At 31.7% G+C, this 12,981-nt stretch carries 9 protein-coding genes; 1 reads left to right on the top strand and 8 read right to left on the bottom strand.

Annotated features, from left to right (window positions below; all coding sequences use genetic code 11):
* Positions 1–15: 15 nt before the first annotated feature.
* The 3 genes from xylB to ACM6UH_RS02780 form a co-directional block, all read right to left on the bottom strand.
* Positions 16–1,509, bottom strand: a complete 1,494-nt coding sequence (gene xylB / locus ACM6UH_RS02790; protein WP_156676063.1) for a xylulokinase — start codon at positions 1,507–1,509, stop codon at positions 16–18.
* Positions 1,510–1,516: 7 nt separating this feature from the next.
* The gene (locus tag ACM6UH_RS02785; protein WP_047504604.1) at positions 1,517–2,809 is read right to left on the bottom strand and encodes an MFS transporter; all 1,293 of its coding nucleotides are present in this window, start codon (positions 2,807–2,809) and stop codon (positions 1,517–1,519) included.
* A gap of 84 nt (positions 2,810–2,893) precedes the next feature.
* Positions 2,894–3,910 (bottom strand): substrate-binding domain-containing protein, encoded by a 1,017-nt coding sequence (locus tag ACM6UH_RS02780; RefSeq protein WP_047504607.1) that lies wholly within the window; start codon positions 3,908–3,910, stop codon positions 2,894–2,896.
* A 337-nt stretch (positions 3,911–4,247) separates the two neighbouring features.
* On the opposite strand from ACM6UH_RS02780, the gene ACM6UH_RS02775 reads away from it, so the two are divergent.
* Positions 4,248–6,320: a helix-turn-helix domain-containing protein gene (locus ACM6UH_RS02775; RefSeq protein ID WP_011302337.1), complete on the top strand. Its 2,073-nt coding sequence runs from the start codon at positions 4,248–4,250 to the stop codon at positions 6,318–6,320.
* A gap of 122 nt (positions 6,321–6,442) precedes the next feature.
* Here ACM6UH_RS02775 and ACM6UH_RS02770 read toward each other — a convergent pair whose 3' ends face one another.
* The 5 genes from ACM6UH_RS02770 to tarL form a co-directional block, all read right to left on the bottom strand.
* The gene (locus ACM6UH_RS02770; protein WP_047504610.1) at positions 6,443–7,897 is read right to left on the bottom strand and encodes an ABC transporter ATP-binding protein; all 1,455 of its coding nucleotides are present in this window, start codon (positions 7,895–7,897) and stop codon (positions 6,443–6,445) included.
* A 9-nt stretch (positions 7,898–7,906) separates the two neighbouring features.
* Complete coding sequence (locus ACM6UH_RS02765) at positions 7,907–8,626, bottom strand: energy-coupling factor transporter transmembrane component T (protein WP_011302335.1); 720 nt, start codon at positions 8,624–8,626, stop codon at positions 7,907–7,909.
* 1 nt (position 8,627) lies between these two features.
* Entirely contained in the window at positions 8,628–9,212 is a 585-nt protein-coding gene (locus ACM6UH_RS02760) for an MptD family putative ECF transporter S component (protein ID WP_002482316.1), read from the bottom strand.
* Between the two features lie 185 nt (positions 9,213–9,397).
* On the bottom strand, positions 9,398–11,122 hold the full coding sequence (locus ACM6UH_RS02755; protein WP_048787484.1) for a glycosyltransferase family 2 protein: 1,725 nt from the start codon (positions 11,120–11,122) through the stop codon (positions 9,398–9,400).
* Positions 11,123–11,272: 150 nt separating this feature from the next.
* Complete coding sequence (gene tarL / locus ACM6UH_RS02750) at positions 11,273–12,961, bottom strand: teichoic acid ribitol-phosphate polymerase TarL (RefSeq protein WP_011302333.1); 1,689 nt, start codon at positions 12,959–12,961, stop codon at positions 11,273–11,275.
* Positions 12,962–12,981 lie beyond the last annotated feature (20 nt).

The following is a 12,981-nucleotide window of genomic DNA, read 5'->3' as shown; positions in this document are numbered from 1 at the left end:
TGTACTCCTCCTATATTATTTAATAGTTAATAATTGTTGCGTTAATGTCTGTGTTTGTTCATAAATTTGTCTATAAACGTTATAATACTGTTCATATTTTTTATGGTTTTCCAGGTTTGGATAATACGTTTTATCATATTCAATAAAAGCATCTACACAGTCTTCCATAGATTTAAACCAACCCAATCCATAAGCTGCCAGCATTGCTGCACCCATACCTGGTCCCTCCTCATATTTCAAAGGTGTGACCTCTGCGTTAAAGACGTCAGCTTGAAGCTGTAACCAAAAATTACTTTTAGATCCTCCACCAATCGAAATAACACGATTACTGTTACTGTTCGCTTGCATCATGTATCGATACGATTCATAAAGCGAGTATGTGATCCCTTCAATTGTTGCTCGTGCAAAATCAGCCTTAACTGTATTACTACTTAAACCAATAAAGCTGCCTCTTATATATGCATCACCATGAGGTGTACGTTCACCTTGTAAATATGGGGCAAATAGTAAACCATTGGCACCAATTTGAGATTCGGCAGCCTGTTGCACAATATCATCAAAGGATTCATCATCAAACATTGTACGTTTTAACCAATTCAAGCTATCTCCTGCACTCAAAGTCACCCCCATTGTATATGTCATTTGAGGCAATGCATGATTAAAATAATGTATATTGTTTCCTAATGATTTTTCATTTTCTTGTGAGCAAGTTAATACAACACCAGACGTTCCTATACTGCATAAAGCCTGTGCTTCATTTATAACCCCTGCTCCTAAGGCGCCACAAGCGTTATCAGCTCCGCCAGCAAATACAGCGACATCATTATCAAGCCCTAATGCTGCTTTTACATCTTCTGTTAAATTACCAACAAAATCATGCGAATTAATTAACTTAGGATATATATCACCTATTGCTAATTGTTCACCTACTCGTGTATCCCATTGCTTTGTATCTGTATTCAATAATAACGTACCTGCAGCATCACTATATTCCATTGAAATATCACCAGTCATTTTGTATCTAACATAATCTTTAGGTAGTAAAAACACATCTAATGCTTGCCAATGTGTTGGTTCATTCTCTTGTAGCCACAATAATTTAGGTAAAGTAAATCCTTCTAGTATTGGATTTTTCAGCAATGTTTCTCCAAACTGATTTTTGATTGATTGGCATTGTTGTGTCGTTCTTGTGTCATTCCATAAGATTGCATTTCTAATTGGTTCGCCTTGGTGATTCAGTGCTACTAATCCATGCATCTGTCCGGAGAACGATGCGCCAGATATTTTTTTATTTTTCAACTCATCTAACTTAAGCAGTTCTTTAATGCTTTTCATAACCGCTTCAACCCACGAATCTGGATCTTGTTCATTATAACCAGGTTCAGTTTGAATTAATGTCAATGGTTCACTCATTTGACCAACTACTTGCCCATCTCTATTAACTGCGATTGTTTTAACTGCACTTGTACCTAAATCGATACCTAGAACGACCTCTTCCACTAAAATCATTCCTTTACTAATTAGTTTGTGTTTGTTTATTCATTTCAGTTACTTTACGATCATCTATACCCGGTTGATGTACTTTTATAAAGTAAGTAATCACTGCACCCACGAAATAACAAATTGCAAATGCCCATACGACACCAACTTCATTAAATATTGGTAAGAACAGTGTTGCAATGGCTGGTGCAGCAAAATTACTCAAACCTGCAGCTAAATTATGTGATGATAACGTTGCACCAATATGTTCAGGTTCTAATGCAGTAAAAATTGCAAAAATTGGAACAAATGCTGACTGCGTAATACCAAATAACACTGCACATAAAATAGCAATAGCAAATATATCTCCACTCAATATTGGTAAATAATAGAAAAGTAACGTTGTAATGCCACATCCTATACAACCAAATAACATGACTTGGCGTTTCCATCCAATCTTATCCGCTACAATACCCCATACGACATCTCCTACAATACAAGTAATATGCATCGTTCCCCATGTCCATAGCCATTGTTGCATTGTAAAACCAATCGTATCTGTAAATAAAACAGGGAAAATAACGACTAATCCAAATAGAGAAAGCTGATTAATAATCCTAACTACAAACACTTTAATAATATCTGGATTTTTATAGACAATCCCCACTTCTTTAAGTACTTTTACATATCTTTCTTTAATAGGCTTATCCACATTAGGTTTAATATTTCTCTTGCCAACGACATAGAATGCAATTAATCCACCTACCCCGATCCAGATGACAGACATCCAAAGTGTGCCCATAAATCCTATATGAGGGATAGTAAAGCTTGGTAAATATGTACCAATCACACCCATACCTACTGAGAACATTGCCCAGAACCAACCTATAGCAGTTGCCAACCGCGCTTTATTCGTAATATATGTTACCCACACTAAAAATCCATATAAAAATAAAGGATAACCTAATCCTCTAATACCGTACATGAGCAACATCATACTGTAATTTTCTAAACCAAGCCCAAAAACTAAAAATAATATGTGAAATACTAACCAAATAACTGTTCCTAGAACCATCACTTTTCTCGGACCATAGACATCTGATAAAACTGCCGCTAACCATGAACCGACGACTACCATGACACCATATACTGTGAATACAAGTGATGCTTGTCCGCTTGAAAAACCTAAATCAACAATGTTTTTTGATAAAAATGCTTGTTCGATGCCATCACCTGTCATGAAAATGAATATTGCAATGAGCGCTGCAAATATGATTCTCGGTACTCCCATCCAAGTCTTTTCTCTCACGCTATTACTTGAAGTATCCAAATTAATTTCCCCCTTTATGATTAACCATCTTTTACTTAAACGTTTAAGTTAAATTCAATAAAAACCCATATAGTCATGGATTTTTTAAGTTTTATTAAATGAACACGATTCACGGATAATCAATTTTGTCGATAGTTTGATTGACGTTACATCCTTACCTTTAATCAATTTATAAATCATTTTTGCTGCAACCTGACCCATTTCTTTAACTGGTTGAGATATTACTGTAAGTTTAGGTGTATAAATTTCATTCCAATAACTATCATCAAAACCCACGATAATAACATCTTTTTTAATTTCTTTTTCACTTTCTTTTATGGCTTGTAACGCGCCTAACAGTAATAAATGATTCGTAGCAACAATTCCTTTAATCCCTTTACTTAGCAAAGTCTTCGTAGCTTCGTAACCACTATAGATTTGAGCATTTGTCCCTAATTGTTGATCACTATAATGAATTAATGACGGATTAACATTTAAATCAAACTCGGAAATAGCCTTATTATAGCCATTTTTCCTGCCGATTGTAGTGCTAATATTAGGATTCGCAAGTAGTAAGCCCACTTCTTTACATGTACTTTCTAAAACACGTTTTGTTGCAATATAAGCCGCTTCTTCATTATCAACGGTTATAGACGGTAGGCTTGTAGATTCAAGCTCTCTGTCCAACGTCATTATCGGTATTTTCAACCACTCACGCTTCATTTGAAATTTTGATTTCACTGGCACAAGTATAATAGCGCTTACATTTTGTGATACAAATGTTTCTATTAAATCTTGTTGTTTGTCTTCATTTTCTTCTGAAGATGCAACGGCAACATGTAGATGATGTTTTTGACACTCGTGGCTTATCTCAGTTAACACTTCTGTAAAAAAAGGATTTTGGTCTGGGATAATAAATGCAATAATATTGGAACGTCCTGTCTTTAATCCCCTAGCAAATTGATTAGGTTCATAGTTCAATGTTTCTATGGCATTTAGCACCTTATCTTTGGTTTTATCACTTAATTCAGAACTTTTATTGTTCAACACGTTTGATACTGTGGCAATGGATACACCGGCCACACGAGCTACGTCATGCAAAGTAGGTTTATTATTTTTCATCTCTCTCACCTTAAACGTTTAAGTTATACTGTAGACTTTTACAAGTCAATATATACATTATAAGAACTAATCTTTGTTTTTGCAAGCGCTACCAAACAAATTTTGAATTTCCTCGCTTCAAGTTTTCTTAGACATCTTTTTATTAATCCAACACCCCAACTTTTTAATACCATCTGTACAAAATCTAAAATATAAATAAATTCACCCCTCATTAATTATTTCAAATAGTCTTTATATTAATAAATTTAGATATTCAACATTTTCAAACAATGAAGTTGTACAATAATAATATTATTATCTAAATCAATCGTTATTTATCTAGGCAAAGGTGATATTTGTGATTAGTTCCTTATCAATTAGAAATCATTACACAACTGAATTAAAAAGATGTATAAACAAAGTTATTATACTACTCCCCTTAAATAAACCTTGTAAAATCAATTTAAATGGATCAACGATTACCATTGAAGACGGGATCATCATTAACAACGCTGATCTATTTCAAATGTTCGATGTACAAGATTTAGTAGAACTAAGTTTGCCTTTACAATTATTTTTTGAAAAAGATACCTGTCTTTCAACCTCTTACTTTGATTTCAATCACATCAAACTTGTAGAACAGTTTAGAAATTTAATACTAGAGAATTTGCACTTACCCTTACAAGATGAAAACACTGCAAGTCTTTATATTTCAAATATCATTGACTTTTTAATTAAAGAAGCTAAAGTAACCTTAAATACAGTTTATATTCCACCACTTAATACCAAACATCCGCTATTGCAGCAAATAACTGAATATATACATAACAATATCTATCATAAAATAAGTACGAAGAATGTATCTAAAGCATTTTATATTTCACAATCATATATCTCAATATTATTTTCCAGTATTCTAAATATGAACTTTAAGCATTACACTACTTCATTAAGAATTGCTTTATCATTATTTGATTTAATACAAAATGATCAAAGTATTTATGATGTGGCTATCAAATATCAATTTACAAATGTAAGTACGTATTCAAAACATTTCAAACATTACATTCAGATGCCACCCAAAAAATATATTTATAATTTTAGGCAAGAATACTATAACGAGCCCAAACAAATTGATATAGATCAAGCTAAAACGATTCACTATTTTGCACAAATCCAAAAGTCAGCTAAACGTGTAGACCACATTGCAAAGACACTCAACTTATCAACATTATCTTTTAGCGATACTTTTAATGAACCTCATACATTCATACAATTAGAAAGACTTGATGACTTAGTACACTTTGATGCTATGATTTCAGAACAAAATGATATCCTTGTATTTCCAAAAGTAAATATATCTATATTAGATACGCAAATCATTCATTTAAATGCCTTTAAATTACAACAAGTATTAACATCTATACACCAACTCATTGATAGAAATTATCACATTACGCTTAAAATTACGTCTAAATTTTTAACAAATCAATCTAGTACTTTTTTGCGTAAATTATTGCTTGAATTAAAAAATAACTTAAATCATATTACATTACAGTTAGATTTAACTTTTAATGAAGCTAAGTCGATGACTGAATCGATTAACAATATCAAACAGTCTTACCCACAAATAAAAATTGGTGTGATAATTGATAAGATTATTGAAAACAGTGCTAATATACTACAAATTCGTCGCTTTATGTCATTGTTAGAAACTGATTTATATTTTATTAACTTAGATTTAATATCTTTAGCAGAGTTAATCACACAAAAAATTTCACCTATACAACAGGACCTTGATTTAAAAGCACGTATCGTATTGTTTATTCACAGTTTAGGTTCTAAGCATGCTAAAAAATTGATATTCAATCACCTTACCCATAGTGCAATAAAAAGTTGCTATCACTACTCTAAACAAGAAACACATGTCGCAATAACTCAATTTCTTATTGAATTTAATCAACTTATTGGAGGATTTGGCTATCCTTACTATTCTGATGATTATGATCGCATCATGTTGTTCAATCAATATCAAAGTGCTATGCCAGTGGTTCATATTTACGGTTTGTTATCACCTTATTATAAGCAACCAATTACAACACTGCCTTATGCTATCGTCACAAAAACCAAAACACACTATCATATATTACTTTTTAATAATCTTAGCGAATCAACGATTTCAGTTAATATCAATCATCATTTCATTAAGTCATTTCCAATATTTTCTAGTTTAATCAATAGTGAATATGGTCTGATTAACAATTTAATACCTCAAAATATAAACCAAACCTATATAGATAAATCACTATTAAAACAAATAAACAGAACGAATTATCCACGTTTAAAATTAACAATGCATTATTTTAAAGATCCTTTGATTTTCAAGCTAACAAAATCTGCTTTACTTAACATTATGATTTCTATCAATTAAATCAAAAAAGAACCTGAGACATCCATTTATGCCTCAGGTTCTTTTGCATGCGCGCTAGCCCTAATATTCTCTTTATATCCTAGTCGTTCATATGCGCTACTTTATCCATGCACTCAATAACTTTATATTTCAAAAAATGATTGTAATTTCCCTAAAATTGCATCATTCATTGTATATTGATCTTTAACGTGCCCATTTTCTAAATGTAAGATTTCATCGGCACACGATAGTAATAGTTCATAGTCATGAGTGATCACTATAATGGTATGCCCATTAGTTGCTAAATCGTCGATGATTCCACTAATTTCTCGCATACGCTGACCATCTAAACCACTTGATGGTTCATCAAAAATAAGTATATCACGGCTTGTTTCTACTGCACTTGCAATAGCCAAACGTTGTTTCTCTCCTCCTGATAATGATAAAGGATGCCGTTCAATGTGCTGAGAAATACCATAATATTGTAACTGTTTTTGAATTGTTTCGTCATCTAAATCAGCATGACTTAAACGTAATTCTTCACCAACACTTTCTGCAAAAAGTTGATTATTTACATCTTGAAACACCAAATAGACATTGTTTAATCTATGTCCCCGCTTCAAAGTAACTTCATCATTATCAACTTTCCCTTTGAATTTACGTTCCACACCTGTTAAGCATCGTGCAAATGTAGATTTTCCCGAACCGTTATGCCCTATAACTGCTGTCACTTTACCTTTATTTAGTTCAATTTTAGGTATATTAATTGATAAAGGTAATCTAGGTTTATATTTAAAATTAAAATCTTTCAACGTTAACGTACCACATGCGACATTGTGATGAACTTTAGGTTTCATTTTATCTAAATGTGTTGTTCTCAATCCTAACTCTGCCAATGTTTCATGACTCAGTTTATTAAATGTATCCTTGTCATATTGTTTACGCATTGTACCTTGTGCCAATATGATAAAGCGATCAACAACATCCATTAAATAATGCAAACGGTGTTCAGCTATAATAATGGTTTTACCTTCTTGCTTCCATATATTTAACATTTTTCGCAGTTTGCTGATTGTTTTGAAATCTAAATTTGATGAAGGTTCATCTAAAATAATGATATCGTGACCACTCACTTGAATCGTCGTACATGCTATTAACTGTTTTTCTCCACCAGAAAGATTAAATATACCTCTATCCAATAAATGTTCAATATTAAATTCATAGGCGCTGTTAGCAATTTGTGTATTAATTTCGTTTGGCTCCACACCAAAATTCTCAGGCTCAAAAGCAAGTTCACTTGTTGTATTTAAGCAGAAAAATTGTGAGCGTGGATTTTGAAAGACTGAGCCACTTACTTGTGAAACCTCATAAATAGATTGTTTAGTAATGTCTTTACCATTCACAATGATACGACCATCTATCTCTCCATGAAAGAAGTGTGGTATCGTCCCGTTCAATAATCGTGTTATGGTGGTTTTACCGCAACCTGATGCACCAGTTAAACAAATAACCTCACCATCATTAATAGTAAGGTTTATATCGTTTAAGATTTTTTCGCTATTGTCATAATTAAATGATACATTTTCAAATTGAATCATATTTTAACCTCACACTATATAGTAAGTTATACATAAAAGCAGTGTGCCAACTATGAATAACCAATCAAGCCAACGTATTTTCAACGTCACAATAGAACTTCTTTTATGTGTCAAATTCAATCCACGAGTAATGGATGCGATAGTCAATTCATTCCCTATTTTAATCACACTATTTAATAAAGGTACAATACGATACTCGATATATTGCATTGGTTTTTTAAACGCAAACCGTAAAGAAATCCCTCTTATTTTCATTGCATCCTTAATGGATGCTGATTCCATTCTTATTGTGGGTATAAATCTAAACATAACAGCAATTGGGATAGTTATTTTTCTAGATAACTTCATGCGTTCTAAACCTAAAATAAGCACTTCTACTTGTGTTGTCTTAAATATATAGTAACCCATGGCTAAAGAAGGCAAAAATCTTGTAATAATTCCAGAAGGTACAAACACGAGTAATGTTGCAACTTGGCTTTGTTCAATAGACACAAATGCTTCACCATACCAAGCAGCTACGGTTAGCACAATACAGGCAATGCCAATCTTATATTTCCCTATCACAATCAATAATAAGACGGGAATCACCATTATAATCAATCTGATAAATATGCCCTGACCCGTTACGCCACCTGTTAGTGAAATGAGTGAAATAATTAGCATGAGTCCAATTTTTATCCTTGGATCAAAGTTAAATATATGATTTTGACTTAATACTTGATTATACATTTTATATAATACCTGCCCGCTTAAAATGCTTTTTCAAAATGCCTTTAGCAATGTATGCACCTATCCAAGCACCAATAATTGTAGTGATAAGAATAATGGGAATCATACCAATAGAAAACAATCCTTCTACTGTCGCTTCATAATCTGTACCATATTTGTCTTGAATAAAAGCTAAATATGAATTTCTCATAAAATAAAACGGTAGTAAATTACCTATTGGCCAAAATGAAAAAATAATATAACCTATACTATTTAATTTCCAACTTTTATATTGGCCCATCGCCATAACCATATCTGCAATCACAATCACTGGCACGCTTAAAATCAAAGCCATCCAAGGATGCCCCATGATTGCTAATAATAAACTTACGACAACACCACAAATCGTTAATGCACCAAATTTCTGCGTTTTGGTAATAAGTAACATCACAGGTATGCCACCTACTAGCCCTATCATTGCAGGAAGTAACAACATAAAGATAGGTATAATACCTAAAATACCCGGTGGTGCTATAAAAATGAAGTATACTGCCGTAAAGAGTCCTATATTAATTAAATCTTTAACATCTATTTTACTTTTTGTCATCGGTAACTCCCTCTTCACATGAATCTAAAAGACAATCTATATATAAATTAATTATTATTAAATTAAGATATAAAAATCATTCATTTCAAACTTACTATAATTGAAAATCATTATCAATAACATTCGATTAAAAAAAATAGTAAGTCAGCTAATATTTCTTTAACTCACTTACTATTATATACCAACTAGTATTTTAAAACTAAATGGGGCGTTTCAATTTTGAAGTTCTTTTTCAGATCTTTATCTTTCACTTTTTCTCCAACAGACAGATGATAAGTAAGTGTGTCTTTTGTAGTCACAGACGTTAAATAACCATACGTAAACATATGAGGTAAGATGACAGCTGTCATCCCTTCAGATAGAATATAGTTAAATTCTAAGCTGCGTAGTTGTATTGTCTGTTTATCCTTAATTTCAACAGCTAACATTTCATTTAATTTGTTGCTCGTTATATAAAATGATAAATTATCGAAGTCTTTCGTAAAATATGGTGTAAATCGATAATACCGATTGTTATATTGGGTAATTGTGCTCGTTTCCTTACTATACGGGTACTTAACACGTTTATTGCCAATACGTTTCTCAATGGTCATATTATCCACACGCATCTCTAGATGTGCATCCCAGACTTTTTCTTTTATGAGATAAGGCATCAAATCATTTAAATCTGCCTTAAACTTAAATCTAGTCTGATTATTCATAGTTAAAGGTATATAAATAAATTCTTTTTTATTACGTGATAATAATTTGAGTTGAATCATTGAAGCAACATGGTTGGGATTAATAATAGAACTAATAAATTCTAACTCCAGTTCAAAACCTTGATCGTTAAATTCGAAATGTGACATTCTAATATCAGGCTTCACTAATTTTTTGAAGACAAAATACGGTTCACCTTCATCAAATTGTATTTTTAACGTTCCTTCTTGAGCACTGTAGCTATGAAACTTTCCATTTTTATAACTTTCTTCTACCATTTGGTAATGCTTCATGTCTTTTAGACGAGCGTAATGTAATAACGGTTTGAATGAATCATTCACTAATTCATCTACAGCTGTTGGTACTTTTTGAATAAAATCTCCTAACGCATCCATCCACGCTTCTTTTTTATCATCTGCAATTTTAAGAGAAAAGTTATTTGTTCTAGAGAATGAGAAATGTCTATCTATAAAATATCCTAGCACTTCATTTTTATTTTCTAATGGGCTGTTTAATATTTCTTCAGTAATTAATGACATCACTTTATAAAAATCTTCGGGTGAGACATACGCAGAACTCATATGTTCTCCCTCACGTTTAGTTGCATAATAGTAAGGCTTATCTGCAAGTACAGCAATTCGTTTCGCATTGACATATGCCTTCATTGTAAATAATTGATCTTCTGCACTTCTTAAGTCCTCTGGAAATTCGATTGCGTGATCACGTAATAATGAGGTTCTATAGAACTTAGTTGGGCTAAGTGTATAAATAATTCTAGAATTGGCTAATGTGACTGCATCACTCGTTTCTTTAAACATGGATTTCGGTACACCACGACCATTCACGCCTTCCATTTTCACCAAGACCACATCTGCATGATTTTGATCAACAAATTTCGACACATCTTTTAATGTATCTTTATTAATGTAATCATCTGAATCTACGAAAAATACATATTCACCTTGCGCTAATTGTAAAGCCGTATTTCTAGGTTTACCTGGTCCGCCTGAATTTGTATCAAGTTGTTTTATTATCAAATTTAATTTATTTTTATAAGCTTCTACCACATTTAAAGTATTATCTGATGAACAATCATCTACCAAAATAACTTCAAAATCTTTTTTATCATAACTTTGATTTTGTAAACTGTTTAAAAGTTCTGCTATATATTTTTCTGAATTGTAACTTGGTACTATAATTGAAAATTTCATTATACTCCACCTTGTAAAAATGAGTTAAGTACAAATCAATATCAGCCGTTCGGCAATCACAATTACAGGATCCCGTTCTATATCTAACGCTGAATATATATTTTTGTAGTTAACTCATTATGTTTTAATTGGTATTTCTATTCACTTAATTTAGCTGCCAAAAACGTTTCTTACTAAACGTTCACTTGAACGTCCATCTTGATATTTAAAATGTTTATCTAAAAATGGCTCAACTTTTTCAACGTCAAAATCTTTTTGATCCAATGCTACAATTAAATCGTTAAACGATTCAACGATTTTACCAGGTACAAATGTTTCATATGGTTCATAAAAATCACGTGATGTGATGTAATCTTCTAAATCAAATGCATAAAATAACATTGGTCGTTTAAATACAGCAAATTCATATACAAGTGATGAATAATCACTAATTAAGATATCCGTAATAAACAAAATATCATTCACTTCTCTAAAATCAGATACATCTACAAAGTATTCTTGATATTCTCTAGGAATATTCAATTTATTTTTAACAAACGGATGCATCTTGAATAGCACAATTGCATTATTCTCACGGCAATAACGTGCAAATCTTGCAAAATCAATTTTGAAAAACGGATAATGCGCTGTATGATGTCCACTACCTCTAAATGTCGGTGCAAATAATATAACTTGCTTTCCTTTAACAATTGGAAGTGCTTCTTCCATATCTGCAACAATGGCTTTTTCATAGTCTTGATCAAATAATATATCCGTTCTTGGTACGCCAGTTGGAATAATATTTTGTTCTTTTATACCAAACGCCTCACCATAAAATGGAATATCCGTTTCTGATGATACAAATGCTTTGGTGTAATTCCTATGGTTTACTGAGTTAAAAAATGGTCCGCCTTTTTTACCAGTACGGCTATAGCCTACTGTTTTAAATGCGCCTACTGCATGCCATACTTGAATAATTTCCTGACTCTTTCTAAATTTCACAGTATAAAGTAATGGATGGAAATCATCTACAAATATGTAGTCTGCTTTACCTAATAAATACGGAAATTTAAATTTATCGATAAAATTACGTCGTACAGATATATTAGATTTAAACAATGCATGTATTTTATATTTTTTATCTAAATTTTGACGTAACATTTCATTGTAAACATACTCAAAATTACCTGACATTTCGGCTCTAGAATCAGAAGTGAAAAGTACTGTATTCCCCTTTTTCAGATGGAAAAATTTAGTAATCTTGAAAATAGACTGAAAGATGAAGTTACGGACATTAAATGAATATTTATTATATTTTAGTTTAAGGTCTGTAATCCTTTTCTTAACTGGATTCATTTTAGGCATAGGTGCTTTAAATATAATATTCAATACAAATTCGTTCACTTCACTCGAAATCATAGGCTTTACAGTATATTCTGTTTTAGATGAATTACCTCCCTTTTTAAAGGTAAATGTAAAGTGGTCTAATAATAAATTATTTTTGCCATTTTGAGTCATTTCATCGCTATACTGTTCGAGTGCTGTTTCTTCTAATTCATAATTATTGGGATCTAACAATGTTTCATTTATATTGGCAATATAATCAAAATCACCTTTATAAACAATTAAGTACTCACCTGATGGTAGATAATTACCGTCATCTAATATGGCAACATTAAAACGTGCCTTAAATTGTTTGCCTTCTACTTTCACATCGTTTGCTTTTAGTTCTTTGGTTTCAGTCAAATTTCTCAATACAAAGTTTTTCTTATTAAGCTTTATATCTTCAACATGACCTTCAATAAATAATTGAATTCTTTCCCAATATATATTATCAATTATTATTTTAGATTTACTCAATTTTAAAAAATCCTCTCTTC

This window comes from Staphylococcus sp. LKG4-2 (assembly GCF_050955665.1).
Taxonomy (GTDB): domain Bacteria; phylum Bacillota; class Bacilli; order Staphylococcales; family Staphylococcaceae; genus Staphylococcus; species Staphylococcus saprophyticus.
This window is presented reverse-complemented; position numbering and strand designations above follow the sequence as displayed.

Coding starts and splice junctions, on each gene's coding strand:
- xylB (WP_156676063.1), bottom strand. CDS start 1,509: ATGATTTTAGTGGAAGAGGTCGTTCTAGGTATCGATTTAGGTACAAGT.
- ACM6UH_RS02780 (WP_047504607.1), bottom strand. CDS start 3,910: ATGAAAAATAATAAACCTACTTTGCATGACGTAGCTCGTGTGGCCGGT.
- ACM6UH_RS02770 (WP_047504610.1), bottom strand. CDS start 7,897: ATGATTCAATTTGAAAATGTATCATTTAATTATGACAATAGCGAAAAA.
- ACM6UH_RS02765 (WP_011302335.1), bottom strand. CDS start 8,626: ATGTATAATCAAGTATTAAGTCAAAATCATATATTTAACTTTGATCCA.
- ACM6UH_RS02760 (WP_002482316.1), bottom strand. CDS start 9,212: ATGACAAAAAGTAAAATAGATGTTAAAGATTTAATTAATATAGGACTC.
- ACM6UH_RS02755 (WP_048787484.1), bottom strand. CDS start 11,122: ATGAAATTTTCAATTATAGTACCAAGTTACAATTCAGAAAAATATATA.